Genomic DNA, 15,139 nt, shown 5'->3' with positions numbered 1-15,139 from the left:
TGTCAGTGCTTGCGTGAGGTGGTGCTGCGGTCTTTCGCGTACATCAGCGCCGCGTGGACGCTGGGCGGGATCAGGAGGACCTTCATGCCGGCGGCGGCTTCTTCGGGGATCTCCGCCTGCTTGCGGCTGATCTCCTTGCAACCCAGGCACAGGTGGCTGGAGGCGACGTAGGCGTCGACGGTGTTCCCGTCCTCGTCCTGCCACTCGTCCTCACGGGTGCCGCACTGCGGGCACACGGCGCGCAGGTAAGCGGCGTAGGCGAGGGCCTTGGCGCGGTCGCGCGGCGTCCAGTGGCCGGCGCCGATCCCCAGGAACTGGGAGTGGGGGATGCCCCACTTGTCGCACAGCTCCAGCTCGGTGCGCAGACGTTCATCTGCGATCAGCCTTTTCCCAGGTCCATACGGGAGACCGCCTGGACGCCGAACGCGGCGTCGTACAGCTCCACGGCCTCGTTCGGGGACCAGGTGCGCATGTAGTGGGCGGCGTCTTCAACGGTCATGCCGTCCAGGGAAGCGGCGGCGACCAGGGCGGGCCCCCAGGTGTCGATGTTCCACTCGGCGCCGTCTTCGCCCTGCTCCTCCGTCGGCGGGTGCTCCGCCTTCAGCGCCTCGAATGACTCCCGGTCCAGGGCCTGGAAGCGCAGGACCACCGCGACCTCGTCGAACGCCTGCTGCGCCTTGTCCAGGGCGGCCTGCGCGTCCGCCACCGCCTTGCCGGTATCCGGCTCGTCGGGGGACTCCTCGGCCTGCGCGGTGGCGCGCTGGTGAAGGAACTTCGCCTTGGCCAGCGCCTGCTTGATCTCGTGGTCGTCGCAGATCGTCAGGGTCGCGATCGGCCGCTTGCGGTTGTTCAGCCGCTCACGGGTCGCCGACCAGTGCGCGTCCTTGGCGACAGCGGCGGCGGGCGGCTCGGTGGGGGTGGTCTGCGCAGGCATGTGGTCCTCCAGGAGGGAAGGGGACCCGGCCGGGCGCCTTCACGGCGCCCCTTCCCAAGCACACCGTGAGGGGCCCGGCCGGGAGCTGATGCGGAGCGGGCTGGGGTCAGCCGCCCGGCGTGGTGGTGGTGACCGTGACGGCCGGGGTGGTGCCGCCGGTGAGGCCGGCCGCGGATCCGGTCATCTCGGTGACGTTCAGGCCGTCGTACTGGCCGCCGAAGGTGACCGTGACCGGGGTGCCCGGGTGCGGGCCGCCCGCACAGACGACGTCTCCAGGGGTGATGTTCGACAGCGCCTCGAGCGCGGACTGCACCGCGGCCGCCGTGGCGTTGTACGCGATGCCCGCAGTGGTCTGGGTATCGAACGTGAGGGTGTAGGTGCCGCCGGTCGGGGAGCCGGTGATGGCGACGCTCTGGACCTCGTCTGTGCCCGCTGCCGGCACCGGGGCGCCCTGGACCGGGCGGGAGGTGATGGTGAAATTGACGACAAACTTCGCGGCTTCGTTGTCCGCGGTGTACTGCGGCGACTGCGAGGCCACCCGGACCGGGAAAATGTCCATGGACGCGGATGCGGGGACGTCGCCCTTGCGGAGGATCACGACGTAGCCGGACGTGCCCTTGGCCAGGGTCGTCTCGAGGGTCGCGGACTCCTCGTCCTCGTAGAACGTCATGCTGGAGTCGTCAGCCGCATCGGATCCGGGGATCTTCGAATCGAAGGTGTCCGCCATGTCCGGCGTTTCGATCACATTGTTCGTCTGCGTCCAGCCATCGAGGCCGGCGATGTACTCGGTGAGATTGCTTCCGCCGTTGAGCTCGCTGCGGGTGGGAATCATGCTGGACGCAGCGATCACGGGTACGAACTTGAAGACGCTGGTTCCGCGCCTCATGTACTTCTTGACTGGCATGGGTGGGCCCCTTTGTCCCGGGGCCTTCCGCGATGCGGCGGACGGGGCCCCTTTACACGTGATGTGTGTGGTTGGCGGCCACCTCTGGTGGCGCGTCCGCGTGGGGTCCCGCCGCGGTGCGGTCAAACTGCCTGACCAGAAGTCAGGTCGAGGTCAGGTCGAACTTGAATCTCTGCACGTAACTCATGATGGCATCGGCTGGATCATTCGTTCCCCCCGGTTCGGCGTCCAGGGAGCGCCCGGTCACCCGGGCGCCGGGGATGGTCAGTTCATGGAGCCACAGTCCGGTCGCCGCGTGCCGCCCCAGGATCGCGGTGCGGGCGAGGTCGGCCATCCACTCTGCCTGGTCCGCGACTCCGTACGATTCGGGTCTGGTCGGGTCGGGCCCGGACACGGAGGTGACCTGGTAGACCAGGGTGGAGTCTTCGTGCTGGTCGGAGAACGGTGCGCCGCTGATGTTGCTGGTAATGGCGTACAGCAGGTAATACGGGGGTTTTGCGCCCTCCGGTTGGCGGCCGCGTCCGACCGGCAGGCGTGTGGCGGAGGCGAGGAGCGCGGACAGGGCCATCGTCACGGGCAGGCGGGCGATCACCCGAGCACCTCCTGTGCGGCAGCCAGAACCTGCGCCTTGAGCATGGTCTCCATGCGCGGTACGGCTGGCCCGACATGCGGGAAGGGCGGCTGGTAGTAGTGCCGGCCGAGGCTGTCTGTCATGTCGTAGAAGCCGAATTCCAGGCGTCTGCCCTGGGGCTGGTTGGTGCCGATGGTGCACTCGGCGCCGTACGGGATGCTGCGGGTCACGGTTTCCCAGGACGACCGGTACCTGCCGGTGATGACGTTTGGCCCGGGCCGGCCGGTCGCGTTGGCCCGGATCATGCCGCGGCCCAGTTCGGCGGTGTGCTGGACCCGGCGGGCGATGGCGTCCCCCAGGTTGTCCGCTGCGGCCTCGAGCCGGTCGGCCAGCTCATCGGGCGTCACGGTGTGCCCTCAGCCCGGTTCTGGTCCAGGGCGGTACGGCGGACGACCTCCACGGTGCTGGCCTGCCCGGGGTCGGCGCAAATCCATGTCCGGCCCAGGAGGGAGGTGCGTGTCGGGTCGTGGACCTGGACGGCGGACGCGATGGCGTGCTCCGGAGGGATGGGCGCCCCGATCGGGGTGAGGAGAACGTACGTGGACCGGGTCTGGGGGAACCACGGCTGGGTGGCGTCAGGCACGGCGGAGCGTTCCATCGTCGCGGAGCCAGGGACGATGGCGCCCGGTCCCTCGTAGAGGACGGTGCCCTGCGGGTACTCGAGCTGGCCGGTGGCCGCGTTCAGGACGGGCTCGCCGCTGCCGGGCTGGGTGATACGCACGGTGTCGATCAGCAGGTTGGTCTCGATCCACCGTGTGACGCCAGCAAGCGCCTGGTCCAGGCCGGCCATCAGATGCTCCCCTGCGCCCAGTCGGCGAGCTGCTGGAGGATCGCCCGGGTGATCTCGTGCTTGGTGCCGTCGAGATCGTTCCGGTTCAGTGCGGCCTGGCTGAGCGCGGTGGGATCGATGCTGCCGAGGAAGGCGGCGATGGCTTCGCCGGGGTCTTGCTCGGTGGCGACTGCGACGCGGGCGATGCCTTCCCAGAGCAGGCCATCGGACTGGCGGGTGTGGAGGACCAGGGTGGGCAGGGCGTCGGGGATGGAGTGCTGGAGTGTGTACCCGGCGACCTGGCCCTGTGGGATCCGGTGACCGTCCAGGGTGATGGAGGCGTGGCCGGGCTGCGCGTCGATGCGCACGCCGTACGCGCTGGGCGTGGCCGGGGGCGGGCTCGGCTCGCTCATGCGGGTGCTCCAAGAGGTCGGGTGGGCCTGTCGAAGTGGGGCAGAAATTCGCGCACGCAGTGGGCGTGGGCCACGGGGTGGGCGAGGGCGTCGTCGATGTCGCGAATGGTGCCGTCCGCGGTGTCCGGGTCCTTGTGTGTCGCCCATCCGCAGCCGTGGCCGTCTCGGACTTTGACCTGGGTGCAGGCCAGCTGTTCGTACGCGGTGGCGACGGCCCCGGCGTTGGCGGCGGTCACGGCCTGCCATGACAGGGCTGAGGCTGCCCAGGCTTGGACGGGGTGGCGGGCGTTATTGGCGTAGATGACGGTGTCGAGGGGGTGCTGCTTACGAAGTGCGTTCCGGTCGAACGCGGCTACTTCGAAGCGGGACAGGCGAGTGCGGGCGGCGTCCACGGCGGCGCGCATGAAGGCGCGGGCGCGGCGGGTCGCTTCGGTGAGGCGGCCGGTGAGGTCGGAGTAGCACTGGGCGGACAGGGCGGTGACGGTGTTCTGGTGCCGGGTGGTCCAGGACCAGGAGCGGCGGGGCCGGTCGGCCCGGTCGAGCATTGCGAGGGCGCCTTCGCGGTAGGCCAGGGGCAGGTCGGTGGCTGCCCAGCGTTCGGTGAATCCGGTGGCGGCCCGGTCGAAGTCGGCGATCGACTGCTGGAATGCGGTCTGTGCGGCCCGGATCAGGGCGGGGGCGTTGCGGCCGGGCCGGATTCGGGCGAGCGCGTCCAGGAGCCGGCTTTGGGCGCCGGTCAGGATGCGCCATGCTGCGGTGAGTCTGCTGGTGGCGTCCCGGATGAAGTCGAGGAGGCGGGCGCGGAGGGTGCGGCGCCGGGTGGGGGTGGTCATCGGCGTGGCCGTTCCACCAGGTACATCACACCGAACCCGTCGCCCGTGTCGTCATCGCTGTCGGCCGGGTCGTCGGGTGCGGGTGGCTCACCGGACTCAAGGGCGGCCACTTGCCGTTCGTAGGCGGCGATGTTCGCGGACACGTTGATGGACACGACACCGGACACGGTCACGGTGCCGGGTGACGAGAGCAGTGCGGCCAGGCGCTCTCGCACCACCTCGATGGCGACTGCCCGGGCGGTGGCGAGGCGTGCGTATCGGGCTGCGAGGTCGGTGAGGTCGGTGTCGGGGCCAAGCTGGGAGAGCAGCCAGGCGGTTACGGCTGGGTCCACCAGGTCCTCCGGTCAGGTGTGGGTGGGAAGGGGATGCAGGTGCGGGCCCGGTCTGGCGCCCCACCAGGGGTCGGGCCCGCACGCCGCTTACTGACCGCCGGTGCCCTCAGCGGCGGTCGTCCGGCCCCGGGCCGGCTTCTTGGCCGCCGTTTTGCGGGCGGCCGGCTTGGTGTCCTCGGTGTCGGTGTCCTTGTCGGGCTCCGGGTCCTTGGACTGTGTGGCGGTGTGGTCTTCGGTGCCCGGCACCTTGCCGTCTTCCCAGCAGTCGGGGTTGGTGACCAGGGCCGCGAGGTGCGGTGCCGGTTCCTCCCCCGGTTTGAGGAGGACGGTGCGGTGGCGTTCCGGGTCGCGGACGTATACGGCCTTGCTGAGCTTGGCCATGACGCTCACGCCCCGAGGACAGTTGCGGAGATGTGGATGTCGGGGACGTAGAGGACGGGCATGCCGATCGCTGCGCCGCGGGTGTAGATCTGGACCGGGTTGTCGTCGACGTGGGTGACGACGACGATGCCGGGGGCTTCCTGCCGGGTGAGGGCCGGGTTGGTGCCGGAGGTGAACTGGGCTGCCTCGCGGGTCACCCCGTACTGGGTCTGTGCCCATTCGGAGGCGGGCACGTCCGGGATGAGGATCCACTTGTTGTCCGGCAGGACCCGCTGGTAGGTGTCGTCGTTCCACACCTGGACGTCGTAGATGACGATCGGGGGGAGGCCGTAGCGGGCGCGGACCGCGTCGACCTCGTTGGGTGCGAGCGTCGCGGAGGGTGTGGTGGCGGTGCTGGAGGAGCCGTAGAACGCGGACCGGTACTCCGCGTTCGCGGCGAGGAGTGCGCGGGCGCGGCGGGAGGTGATGACCTCACGGGGCGCGGGGGCTCCGTTGTCGACGAGGTAGTCGATCCACGCGCGCTCGTCGGACAGGGGGGTGGCGTTGGGGTCGTCCCACAGGATTGCCGCGGTCGGCATGTTCTCTGCCGGGACGTTCCAGTCGACGTCCAGTCCCAGACCCGGCAGGTTGACCGCGCCGGTGGCCAGGAGCTGGCCGGCGGCGAGTTCCTGGGCGGTCTTGATGGACTCCACGTGGCGCTCGGCATCCGAGTACAGGAGTTCGATGTAGCGCTCGGTGTCCGAGCCGTGGCCGACGTCGAGGAGGATCTGGTCCATCTCGGAGACGGCGAGGGTCTGTCCGAGGGCGGGCAGCATGCCCTCGTTGACGACTCGCTCGGCCTGCCGCTTGGCCATCGCGGTCGGCGCGTCGTAGGCCCGGAACTTCGCGGCGTTGACGCGGCGCTTTGCGCTGGTGGTGCGGAACTTGATGCCCTGGATCTGCGTCTCCGGCAGGACTTCGCGGGTCAGCCGGTACTTGGCGGGGGTGTCCATCTGGCGGGCGAACACGGTCAGGTCGGTGGCGCTGGTGTCTCGCAGAAGGAGCTCAAGGGCTTCCATCGTCTGCTCCTCCTACTATCGGTAGTGGATGTTGACGCCGGGCGCGGTGGCCCCAACATCGGTGGGGTCGAACGGGACGGGGCACTGTTCGGCGAAGATCTCGCCGTGCCACAGCAGCGCGCCGGCGGCCTTGGTGGAGCCGGGGTTGAAGCTGATCTCGGACACCAGGAATCCGGCGAGGATGTCGGTGCCGTCCGCCGGTGCCGCGCCGCCGCCTGCGGTGGTCGTGGTGACGGTCACGGCGGGGGTGGTGCCGCCGGTCAGTCCGGCTGCGGAGGCGGTCATCTGCGCCTGGTCGTCGCCCAGGTACTGGCCGGCGAAGGCGACCACGATCGCGGTTCCGGGGTGCGGGCCCCCGGAGACGAGCACGTCACCGGCGTTGATGTTCGACAGGGCCTCGAGGGCTGTCTTCACCTGTGCGGCGGTGGCGTTGTAGGGGATGCCGGCGGTGGTCTGCCCGGAGAACGTCAGCGTGTAGGTGCCGCCGGTGGGCGTACCGGTGACGGTGACGGTCTGGATTTCGGATGTCGGGCCGGCGTACGGCGCGTACAGGCCGGATGCGGTGACCTTGCCCAGCGGGATGCCGGAGCGCATGACGTTTCGGCCCTGGAGCATCGGGTTCGCCGAGACGGTGTAGTGGGTGCCCGCGACGAACTTGCTCAGGTCGAGGGTGATGGTGTTGGTGTCCTGGACTCCTACCAGGGACGCGAGCCACGGCCTGTCGGCTGTGACGCTGTCCGTGTAGGAGTAGGGCTGGAAGTCGTTCACAGCTCTCCTCGTGATGTGGCGTGTTTGGTGCCAGCGGCACCCGCGGGTGCGCGTCCACGAGGAGAGGGCGTGGTCCCAACCCCGGCTGTGCGACCGGGAAGTCTGGTGGTCAGGCGGCCTTGTGGCCGCGCAGGCGGGCCATTTCTCGTCCGCGGTCGCCGGGCTTGCCGGTGGTGGCCTGGCGTGCGGGGGCGCCGCCGGCGGGTGCTCCGCCGGGGGCGGGCGGCAGCTGCGGGGCGGCCGGGTCTGTCTGCGGGCGTACGCCGAAGAGTTCGGGCCGGCGGGCCTTGAGGGCTTCGGCGGCGGCCGTGACGTCGTCGTCGCTGGCGTCGTTGTCGACTCGCAGAAGTGCGGTGGCGTCGTCCAGGTCGGTGCCGGTTGCTCCGAGGCCGACCAGGATGGCGCGGCGGTTGGCGACGCGTTCGCGGGCGGCTGCCTGGGTTTCCTTCTCTGCGAGCTTGCGTTCCCGGTCCTCGAGTTCCTTCGCGCGGCGCTCGGTCTCGGACAGCTGTGCCTGCTCGGCCTTCTTCTTGTCTTCGACGTACTGGCGCAGGCTGTTGACGTCGTCGAATCCGAGGTCGGAGGCGAGGCGCTGGTTGCCGTTGCGGCGCCCGGAGTCCTTTTCCGCGGTGAGTTTCTGTTCGAGCCAGTCGCTTCGGACGATGAGTTCGCCGTCCGCGGGTCCGGGGCGGGTGGCCGGCGCCTTGGGCTTGGGCGGGTCTGCCGGGTCGGTGTCACCTGCCGGAGGGGTCACGGCATCCGGGCTGGGGTCGCCGGAGGCGTAGAAAACCGGGGAGAAGGGGCCCGCCGGGTACGGGTGGGCCCACGCCGTGGTGTCGACGGGTCCGGTGATGCGGTCAAGCGCGGGGCGGCGCATAGGGGCAAGTCCTCCCAAGAGGTATCCAGGCCCCGCGCCTGAGATCAAGGAAAGCACGAGTCTGCTCATTCGTTGCCCCCGGTTGCCTGCCGCCCCGGCTCCAGCGGGTTTTCGTCTTCGTCGCCGCCTGGAACCGGCGGCAGGTTCGGTATGGGCGGGTCCGGGGTCTCGGGGCTTTGCGTCCGAGGAAGTCGGCGACTTCGTCAAGGTTTCCGAGGGCGTCGGCGAGGAACCGGGCCTGCTCGAACTGGCGGGCCTGGATCTGCTCGATTTCCTGCTCGATGTCGTCGATGGGGAACCCGGCGTCGGTGAGCATCCGTACGCCCGTCTCGAGGGACATGACGCCCTTGGAGACGCCGTTGGCGACCTGCTCGAGGACAGACGCCTTGTCGGTGGGGGTGTAGGGGCCGCGGACGAGTTCGGCGTCCTGCGGGGTGATGCCTGCCCAGTCGGGGTGCTGGCCTGCCAGGTAGAGGCGTTGGACGAACTTCAGGAGCAGCTTCTCTTTGTACTCGCGGGCCAGGCGCATGCTGCCGATGAGGGAGTCCAGCGGGCCGAGGGAGATCTGCATGGCGAAACCGGAGGGGACTTCGGAGGGGCTGAGGGTGCCCAGGGACACGGCGGGCAGTCGGGCGATGGCGGCAGCCCGCTCTTTCAGTTCGCCGACGTGGTTGCGGAGCTCGGCGAGGGCCGCGGAGGTATCGACGGCCGTCAGGCGGCCGTTGTCCGCCAGTTTGAAGACCATGCCGGGCCTGGCCGACACTTCCTCCTGCGGGTTGGCGCCGGAGATGGCGAGCATGGGCAGACCGGTGGTCGCCGAGGCCCGGGCGGAGTCCGTGTCGGAGCCGGCGAGCTCGTCGAAGACTTGCAGGACCTTCGCGAGGGACGACTGGCCCCAGTGCTCTTCGGCCGGCGGCACCGTGTTGGGGACGTGGATGACCGGGATGAAATCGATGAGCAGGTCGAGGTGGTCGAGGACTTCCCCGTCGGACCGGGTGGCGTACGTGGCCAGGGACAGGGGCAGCGAGTCGACGTCGACGGGGCCCTTGAGGTCGTCGATGACCCAGGTGGCGTCGGTGAGGTAGCAGGTGACGTACGAGGGCTCGTCGTTCCACGCGTACTGGCGGGCGATGGCCCCGGAGACGGGCTCGATCGTGTCACCGGGCGTCAGCACGGGGGGTGCGGGCTCCTCGAGTTCACCGCCGTCCAGGGCCTGGGCCGGCGGCGGCAGGGCGCGCACGGCGCGGGTTCCCGTCTCGTCTACCCCGGCCACGGTCAGGGGGCGGATCCAGTCCAGCTCGTACGTGATGCGCCGCAGTCTGGTCTTCAGCCCGCGCTTCGGATCGGCTGGCAGTTCCCACGCGAAGTGGACGCGCCGCGGGTACTCGCCGTCGTCGTCGTCCTCGCCGATGACGGGGAAGTAGAAGCCGGGGTCGGTAACGCGCAAAGTGGGGCGGCGCTTGGCCGGGTCCCACGCCATGCGGTACACACCGTCTCCGAGAGCGACGGCCTTGCGTTCGCACTGCTGGAGGCGCATGGGGAGCAGCTCGGCCTTGGCCCAGGCGCGCAGGAGGTTCTGGACGCGTTCGGCTGCGGCTGTCGCTGCGGCTTCGCCTTCTTTGGAGCCGGTCTGCTCGGCGCCGGGGACCACGATCTTCTGGTCCCGGCCCAGGACGTTCGCGACGAGGGTGTCGATGAACATCGAAGGGTCGCCGAACTCGCGTCGCTCCCGGGCGAGCGGCCCGTCAACGACCTCGGCGATCTCGGAGGCCTGGTTGTGGTCGTAGGCGGCCAGGAGCTTGTAGGCGGCGAGCCGGTGCTCGGCGTCGGCTGGCACCCACATGGCCTGCGCTTCAGGGAACGCCCGGCGGCTGGGCATGCCTTGCGCGTCGGAGTACACCGGCTTGTAGTTCAGCCAGCTCCACGCGTGGATGGCGATCTCTCTGAGGCCCACAGAGTTTTCCTCCGTACCAGGCCCCGCGCCTTGTGATCAGAGTACGGGCGTATCCGCAGGTCGTTCCCCGGGCGGGAGATTTCTGGATTCGCGGCGCAGTGGAACGCGGCCGTGCGTAGGCTCGGTTCGCGCGGTGGCTCACGCCATCTCGAGCCTGTGGTCCCCCTCTGCAACTCACTAGGGAGGGAGTACCAAGCATGGCTGGACGGCATCGGAAGCCGCGTGCAAAGTGGCGGGCGGCCCTGAGCAAGATCCTGTTGGGGCTGTCGTTTTGTTGCGAACGTAGACCGCGCTATCGGTCTTGTTCGCGACATCCCCTGGTTCTGACTCAGGGCGGCCGCTACCACTTGGCCCGGGGGCCGGCTGTTGCCGGTTCCCGGGCTTCTCTCTGCCTCACCCCCAGCGCACTGTGCAGTGCGTTCAGTGAGGCGTCGCCCAATCTAATTCACGTCTGGTGATTCCACACGGGGCTTCTCCAAACTGGGTCCCCCAAAGTGACCACTTATTTGGCATCTAAGTGGTCACTGCTCTTTGTGCAGGTCAGGCAGGCTGAGGCCGTCGGCCGCCAGGACGACGGTGCCCTGGTCCCTTCTCGGCCCGGGTCGGGGCGTTCACCGGCGACCGGCCAGCCGCTGGTCTTTGTACGGGGTGCTGGCGACGGCTGCGGAGGCCGGGTCGGCCAGTTCGGTGATGAGGTGGACGGCGGCGTCCAGGCGGTCTGGGGAGTCCATGCCGGGGATCCAGGACACGTACTGGACCTCGAGTCCGGGGAACTCTCCGACGTGGTGGACGTGGCCGTTCTCGTAGAGCTGGGCGATGGGTTCGGCGCGCAGTCTCTTTCCTACCTTGGCGGTGACTTCGATGATGCGGGGCATCAGCATGCCGTTGGTGAGGCCCTCACGCTGGAGCTCTTGCCAGGCTTGGCGGAGGATCTGCGCGGCCATGTCGCCGCCGAAGTTCGCTTCTACCACCCAGGCGTCGGCCTCGAGTTCAATGGCCAGCAGGCAGGCTTCGCGGCCCCATTCTGCGGCGCCCATCTTCTTCGACCGGTCGGCGAGCAGGTACATCTCGCCTTCGGCATTGCGGCCGCCACCGATGAGGCCGACTTCGTCGCTGTCTTCGCGGCCGCCTGCGGTGTCGATGGCGACCAAGGTGCGGGTGAGGTCGACGCCGCGGAAGGCTTGGGGGGTGATGCGGTTGTCGGTGATCCACGGCCATTTCCAGACGCCTCCTTCGAGGGGGCGGGGCTCTTGCTGGTAGAGGGCCCACCAGCCTCGTTCGCCGACGGCCTTCTTGAACTGGTCGAGGTGCTTGCGCTGGAAACGCTCGGGCCAGAGTGGTGCGCCGACTTCTCGTCCGAGGGGGTCGTCGGCGGTCATGGCGAGGGCAGGGAGGTTGATGACGGTCCAGTCCTCGGCTCCGCTCTGGAGGATGCGGCCGGCGAGGTCGTTCTCCGACCAACGGGTCTGGATAACGATGATGGAGCCGTTGGGTTCCATGCGCGTGTTGATGACTTGCTGCCACCAGTCCCAGAGGGTGGCGAGCTTGACGGGGCTGTCGGCGTCCTTGGCGTCTTTCAGAGGGTCGTCGACGATGGCGACGTTTGCGCCCATGCCCGTCAGCGAGCCTCCGACACCGGCGGTGACGAGACCGCCCTCGGTGTTCTCCAGGTCGAAGCGGTTCGCCGCCTGCGACCCGTAGCGGAGATTGATGCCGATGGTGTCGCCGTGCGCGCGGATGCTGTCCCGGATCCACCGTCCGTGGCCTTCGGCGAGCTTGGCAGCGTAGGAGGCGATCATGACGCGGTGGTCGGGGTTCTGGGCCAGGTACCACAAGGGCCCCAGCGGGCGGCGCGAGCGCTCTTCCCATGACGTGGAGGCATGTTCAGAAGGACCCGCATGCGTTCGCCAGCGGCGATGCGAACGAAGGCCATGTCGATGAGGTCAAGGTGGCGGGCTTGCCACTCGCGGCCTCCGGTGAGCGCGGCCGCCATTGCCCGGGGGAACGCTCGATGGCCATCTGCTGCTCGGCCCACGCCAGGGCGGCGCGGGTCTCCTTGTCGGCGAGACGGGTAATGGCGGCGCGCTGGTCGGGGGCAGGGTGCGGTACACCGCGACTTGCCGTTCAAGGGCTGTGGTCACCCGTCGGGTTCCTGACGGTTCAGCCACTGCTCGTAGTAGGCGAGGGCGAGCTGGTCCGCTGTACCGCCTGGCACAGTTCCACCGAGGAGGATGCCAAGGGCGCCACGAAGTCCGATGACCTCGCCTCGTACGTGCTCGGCCACGGAGGTGGATGATTCGGAGACTTCTCGGCTGGCAGCAGTGAATGCCTCGGTCGCGACCAGTTCGTAGAGACGGGTAGTGCGGCGGTGGAGTTCCTTCGCGATGGCGTCAGCGTGTTCGGCGCTCATTCCGTGGCCTCGTCGTCGGCCGGGGTGGAGGTGGCCGTGTTGGCGGGGTCGCCGGTGTCGAGCCGACTAGTTGCGGCGATGATCGCGGCCAGCTTCTCCGGGTCTGCGGTCGATACGGAGAGCGGTCCGCCTTCGGGTCCGGACACCTCGGTCTTGACGGGCATGTCGAGGCCGTTGAGCTTGGCTCGGCGCTCCCCGTTGCGTCGCCGGGCATCGTCGATCTTGACGAGCCGGTCGATGGCTTGGAGGACGGGGGCGTCGTCTTCCATGGGTTCGTTGGTGTCGGGGTGGAGGATGACGCGGCCGTTGTTGACGAGGATGTGCCGGTTCTTGAGGACTTGGCGGGCGGCGGCTTCGAGGCCTTCGAGGCGTTCGAGTTCGGCGTCGAGGCGTTCGTTCTCCTGCTGCCGGTAGACGGACGCTTCGGCGGCTTCCTCGTCGCGGTTCTGCTCGAGGGCGCGGATGAGGTCTTTGCGTGCGGCGCCGGAACTGCTGTATCCGAGGTCGAGGATCTGGGGTCGTCGAAGGGGACGCCCTTGCGGCGGAGGCGGATGAGCATGGTGCGGCGCTCGGAGATGAGGGCTTGCTGTGCTTTGGAGATTGGCATGGCGGTCGGGGCTCCCGCATGTTGGTCGGTCAGGCCCCGCGCCTACCTTGATGATCCCTGATCGTGGCGTTTTGGTTCCCCCTGCTCGTGTGCGCTGTCATCCTGCGCTCATGAAACGTGTGCGTGGGTGGGGTCTTCCGTTGTGGCGGTGGCTGTGGTGATGCTGGCCGGCGGGTGCTCTGGCGGCGGTGAGGTGGACGCGAAGCCGTCCCCGTCGGTGACGCCGGAGGCCCCGGAGATGGTGCCTGAGCCGGTGGTGACGGAGACGGAGGAGACGTTCCCTCGCACGCCGGAGGGTGACCTAGACCGGCTGGCGGCCAAGAAGGGCTGGGCCGTGGAGGACAGCCTGTACGAGAAGCCGTCGGACCTCGTGACGGACATCTGTGAGTCGCTGCCGGTGAGTGCGGTTGGTGGGGCGTCGCGGCCGCAGTGGCTGGTGGAGAGCGGCCAGATGGAGGGTGACCGGGGGGCGGTGTTGTCGGCGGGGGTGCCGAAGCTGTGTCCGAAGTGGTCGTGGGCGGTGAAGGCCGCGTCGTCGGGGCGGTACGAGCGGTGGTTCGGGGATGGGGAGTACGAGGTGCGGGCTGTTCCGCCGGCGAAGGGTGATGTGGGGGCGACGATCCGCCGGGGACGTACCGAACCAAGGGCCGGCTGGATGACTGCTACTGGGAGCGGGCCACGAAGGCCGGGGAGATCCTGGACAACAACTTCGCCAACGCGGCGACGGACATCACGGTGACGATCCTGCCGTCGGACGGCATGTTCAAGTCTGAGCAGTGCGGGACGTGGAAGCCCGTCAAGTAGTTCGGGCCGGGAATGGGAGTGGCCCGCGTTCCCTGGGGGGTGGGTTCGCGGGGCCATCTCGGGCCTGGACGACGGGGGGGGTGTCGTCCGGCCGGTGGGTAAACGTTCATGCGGGTTGTTTGGGCACGGCCTGGTCGGGGTTGGGCGCGGGGACACCGGGGCCCCCGACCGGGCTGTGCCAGTACCAGCGTGGCGCACAAACGGGGGTTTGTCTTAGGCGGTATCCCCTGTGGCCGGCTTGGGGTGATGGGCTTGTCGATGTGGGGGTGTTCGACTTCGACGCCGATGCCGTGGGCGCGTAGTGCGGTGGCGATTTCTTCGGCTACGGCGACTGACCTGTGGCGGCCGCCGCCGCACATGACGTGGACATCGACGCGTAGGAGCTGTTCGCCGGCCCAGCGGCGGAGGTTGTTCTCCTCAAGGAGGTGCGGACTCGTTCGGTGGTCTGGTCGACCATTTCACGGGCGCCGCGGGTGGCCATGACGTAGCGGCGAACTTCAGGGTCGAGGCCGTTGGAGTTGAGCATGCGTTCGCGTACGGCGGGGTCTTCGGCGGGTTGCGGAGGGCGCGGGTGTCGACGAGGAGGGCGTTGCCGTGGGGGATGTCGGTGTGGTTTTCACGAAGGAGGGTGATGATGCTGCGCGTGCTGATGTTGTCCATGCTGGTCTCCCGTGGGTGGGTTTTATCGGCTGGCCGTAACGGAACGGCTGTGGGCGGCGTATCGGGGTTCTCGGCTGCGCGCAGGGCTCGCTGGAGAGGGCTGCGGGATTCGGGGGTGTTGGGTCGAGGCTGGCGATGATCAGCCGCCCGTCGGGAGACGGGCAGCGATCGCGGCCTCAGGGTTCGGGTGGTGCTCATGCCGGTCTTTCAGTCGTTGGAGCCGCTGGCGGGTTGGTGGCCGAGGCCGACGCGGACGGACTTGCCTTCCGCGATGCGGTGGATCTTGCTCGCGCCTGCCAGCTTGCTGAGCGCGTTGGCGAAAGTTGATTCATTCAGGCTGGTGGCGGTGAGGAGGGCGGGCCGGTCGATGTAGACGATGTCGATTCCAGCAGGGTCCGCGTACTTGTTGAGGACACTCAGGATCGTCTCGCAGGCCGTGGGATTTCTCGGATACGACGGGACGTTGATGCGGTCGCCGGCCGGGCGCGTGGTGGACTCTTCATCGACGAGCGATGGCTGCTTCAGGGCAGCCGCTGCCGCCTTCCGGCCAGCTATGTAGTTTTGGATTCGCTTGGACAGGATGAACCACTCGGTCTGTCCGAGGCGGTCAGACGCGAAGTGCTGGTGCAGAGCGCCTTCCAGGTCGTTTCCTCCGTTCAGGAGGAGCGGGGCGTTCGACTTGCGCAGACAGAGCGCGGAGAGTCGAGCCGTGATGTTGGTACTGGTCCCGATTTGACCCGGTCGCCGTTGACGACGAAGTAGACCACTGGCTGGTGGGACGAGCGGTTCCACACGTCGTCTGAA

Annotated in this window: 21 protein-coding genes; 2 read left to right on the top strand and 19 right to left on the bottom strand. The window is 68.8% G+C overall.

Annotation, left to right across the window (positions count from 1 at the left end; genetic code table 11):
• Positions 1 to 2 precede the first annotated feature (2 nt).
• The 17 genes from BN1555_RS41025 to BN1555_RS34455 all read right to left on the bottom strand — a co-directional run bounded on the left by BN1555_RS41025 (position 3) and on the right by BN1555_RS34455 (position 12,533).
• Positions 3 to 236: a hypothetical protein gene (locus BN1555_RS41025; protein WP_255306492.1), complete on the bottom strand. Its 234-nt coding sequence runs from the start codon at positions 234 to 236 to the stop codon at positions 3 to 5.
• 143 nt (positions 237 to 379) lie between these two features.
• A complete protein-coding gene (locus BN1555_RS34530; protein ID WP_093803895.1) occupies positions 380 to 934 on the bottom strand; it encodes a hypothetical protein in 555 nt (184 codons plus the stop codon).
• A gap of 106 nt (positions 935 to 1,040) precedes the next feature.
• Complete coding sequence (locus BN1555_RS34525) at positions 1,041 to 1,838, bottom strand: phage tail tube protein (protein ID WP_093803893.1); 798 nt, start codon at positions 1,836 to 1,838, stop codon at positions 1,041 to 1,043.
• 142 nt (positions 1,839 to 1,980) lie between these two features.
• Entirely contained in the window at positions 1,981 to 2,430 is a 450-nt protein-coding gene (locus tag BN1555_RS34520; RefSeq protein ID WP_093803892.1) for a hypothetical protein, read from the bottom strand.
• On the bottom strand, positions 2,427 to 2,816 hold the full coding sequence (locus tag BN1555_RS34515; RefSeq protein WP_093803891.1) for an HK97 gp10 family phage protein: 390 nt from the start codon (positions 2,814 to 2,816) through the stop codon (positions 2,427 to 2,429). The genes BN1555_RS34520 and BN1555_RS34515 overlap by 4 nt, the downstream gene beginning before the upstream one ends.
• Entirely contained in the window at positions 2,813 to 3,259 is a 447-nt protein-coding gene (locus BN1555_RS34510; RefSeq protein WP_093803890.1) for a DUF6093 family protein, read from the bottom strand. The genes BN1555_RS34515 and BN1555_RS34510 overlap by 4 nt, the downstream gene beginning before the upstream one ends.
• Positions 3,259 to 3,651, bottom strand: a complete 393-nt coding sequence (locus BN1555_RS34505) for a hypothetical protein (protein WP_093803889.1) — start codon at positions 3,649 to 3,651, stop codon at positions 3,259 to 3,261. The genes BN1555_RS34510 and BN1555_RS34505 overlap by 1 nt, the downstream gene beginning before the upstream one ends.
• Positions 3,648 to 4,484, bottom strand: a complete 837-nt coding sequence (locus BN1555_RS34500; RefSeq protein WP_093803888.1) for a hypothetical protein — start codon at positions 4,482 to 4,484, stop codon at positions 3,648 to 3,650. The genes BN1555_RS34505 and BN1555_RS34500 overlap by 4 nt, the downstream gene beginning before the upstream one ends.
• Positions 4,481 to 4,816 (bottom strand): hypothetical protein, encoded by a 336-nt coding sequence (locus BN1555_RS34495; protein WP_093803887.1) that lies wholly within the window; start codon positions 4,814 to 4,816, stop codon positions 4,481 to 4,483. Before BN1555_RS34495 ends, BN1555_RS34500 begins: the two co-directional genes overlap by 4 nt.
• 87 nt (positions 4,817 to 4,903) lie before the next feature.
• Entirely contained in the window at positions 4,904 to 5,206 is a 303-nt protein-coding gene (locus BN1555_RS34490) for a hypothetical protein (RefSeq protein ID WP_141662948.1), read from the bottom strand.
• Positions 5,203 to 6,255 carry a major capsid protein gene (locus BN1555_RS34485; protein WP_093803884.1) on the bottom strand — a complete coding sequence of 351 codons (1,053 nt, stop codon included), beginning with the start codon at positions 6,253 to 6,255 and terminating at the stop codon, positions 5,203 to 5,205. Before BN1555_RS34485 ends, BN1555_RS34490 begins: the two co-directional genes overlap by 4 nt.
• Positions 6,256 to 6,270: 15 nt before the next feature.
• A complete protein-coding gene (locus BN1555_RS34480; protein ID WP_093803883.1) occupies positions 6,271 to 7,023 on the bottom strand; it encodes a hypothetical protein in 753 nt (250 codons plus the stop codon).
• A 109-nt stretch (positions 7,024 to 7,132) separates the two neighbouring features.
• Positions 7,133 to 7,900: a DUF4355 domain-containing protein gene (locus BN1555_RS34475; RefSeq protein WP_093803881.1), complete on the bottom strand. Its 768-nt coding sequence runs from the start codon at positions 7,898 to 7,900 to the stop codon at positions 7,133 to 7,135.
• Entirely contained in the window at positions 7,881 to 9,854 is a 1,974-nt protein-coding gene (locus BN1555_RS34470; protein WP_093803879.1) for a hypothetical protein, read from the bottom strand. Before BN1555_RS34470 ends, BN1555_RS34475 begins: the two co-directional genes overlap by 20 nt.
• Positions 9,855 to 10,465: 611 nt before the next feature.
• Positions 10,466 to 11,653, bottom strand: coding sequence for a phage terminase large subunit family protein (locus tag BN1555_RS34465; RefSeq protein ID WP_176710326.1), 1,188 nt, complete (start codon positions 11,651 to 11,653; stop codon positions 10,466 to 10,468).
• A gap of 338 nt (positions 11,654 to 11,991) precedes the next feature.
• Positions 11,992 to 12,264: a hypothetical protein gene (locus BN1555_RS34460; protein WP_093803878.1), complete on the bottom strand. Its 273-nt coding sequence runs from the start codon at positions 12,262 to 12,264 to the stop codon at positions 11,992 to 11,994.
• A complete protein-coding gene (locus tag BN1555_RS34455) occupies positions 12,261 to 12,533 on the bottom strand; it encodes a hypothetical protein (protein WP_093803877.1) in 273 nt (90 codons plus the stop codon). Before BN1555_RS34455 ends, BN1555_RS34460 begins: the two co-directional genes overlap by 4 nt.
• Positions 12,534 to 12,551: 18 nt before the next feature.
• Here BN1555_RS34455 and BN1555_RS34450 point away from each other — a divergent pair, with 18 nt between their 5' ends.
• Positions 12,552 to 12,932, top strand: a complete 381-nt coding sequence (locus BN1555_RS34450; protein ID WP_093803876.1) for a hypothetical protein — start codon at positions 12,552 to 12,554, stop codon at positions 12,930 to 12,932.
• A gap of 87 nt (positions 12,933 to 13,019) precedes the next feature.
• Positions 13,020 to 13,610, top strand: a complete 591-nt coding sequence (locus tag BN1555_RS39360) for a hypothetical protein (protein ID WP_176710325.1) — start codon at positions 13,020 to 13,022, stop codon at positions 13,608 to 13,610.
• Positions 13,611 to 14,092: 482 nt separating this feature from the next.
• On the opposite strand, the gene BN1555_RS39355 is transcribed toward BN1555_RS39360, so the two are convergent.
• Positions 14,093 to 14,335: a hypothetical protein gene (locus BN1555_RS39355; protein WP_176710324.1), complete on the bottom strand. Its 243-nt coding sequence runs from the start codon at positions 14,333 to 14,335 to the stop codon at positions 14,093 to 14,095.
• 207 nt (positions 14,336 to 14,542) lie between these two features.
• On the bottom strand, positions 14,543 to 15,139 hold a 597-nt coding region (locus tag BN1555_RS34440; protein ID WP_218058260.1), incomplete at its 5' end, for a GIY-YIG nuclease family protein.

It is taken from the genome of Streptomyces sp. Wb2n-11, assembly GCF_001049855.1.
Classification (GTDB): domain Bacteria; phylum Actinomycetota; class Actinomycetes; order Streptomycetales; family Streptomycetaceae; genus Streptomyces; species Streptomyces altiplanensis.
The sequence above is the reverse complement of the archived record's forward strand: the minus strand, read 5'-3'. Positions and strand labels throughout refer to the sequence as shown.

Excerpts from the sequence above, each read along its gene's own strand:
- BN1555_RS39355 (WP_176710324.1), bottom strand. The coding sequence starts at position 14,335 with ATGGACAACATCAGCACGCGCAGCATCATCACCCTCCTTCGTGAAAAC.
- BN1555_RS34460 (WP_093803878.1), bottom strand. The coding sequence starts at position 12,264 with ATGAGCGCCGAACACGCTGACGCCATCGCGAAGGAACTCCACCGCCGC.
- BN1555_RS34465 (WP_176710326.1), bottom strand. The coding sequence starts at position 11,653 with ATGATCGCCTCCTACGCTGCCAAGCTCGCCGAAGGCCACGGACGGTGG.
- BN1555_RS34485 (WP_093803884.1), bottom strand. The coding sequence starts at position 6,255 with ATGGAAGCCCTTGAGCTCCTTCTGCGAGACACCAGCGCCACCGACCTG.
- BN1555_RS34475 (WP_093803881.1), bottom strand. The coding sequence starts at position 7,900 with ATGCGCCGCCCCGCGCTTGACCGCATCACCGGACCCGTCGACACCACG.
- BN1555_RS34500 (WP_093803888.1), bottom strand. The coding sequence starts at position 4,484 with ATGACCACCCCCACCCGGCGCCGCACCCTCCGCGCCCGCCTCCTCGAC.
- BN1555_RS34525 (WP_093803893.1), bottom strand. The coding sequence starts at position 1,838 with ATGCCAGTCAAGAAGTACATGAGGCGCGGAACCAGCGTCTTCAAGTTC.
- BN1555_RS34505 (WP_093803889.1), bottom strand. The coding sequence starts at position 3,651 with ATGAGCGAGCCGAGCCCGCCCCCGGCCACGCCCAGCGCGTACGGCGTG.
- BN1555_RS34530 (WP_093803895.1), bottom strand. The coding sequence starts at position 934 with ATGCCTGCGCAGACCACCCCCACCGAGCCGCCCGCCGCCGCTGTCGCC.
- BN1555_RS34455 (WP_093803877.1), bottom strand. The coding sequence starts at position 12,533 with ATGGAAGACGACGCCCCCGTCCTCCAAGCCATCGACCGGCTCGTCAAG.
- BN1555_RS34510 (WP_093803890.1), bottom strand. The coding sequence starts at position 3,259 with ATGGCCGGCCTGGACCAGGCGCTTGCTGGCGTCACACGGTGGATCGAG.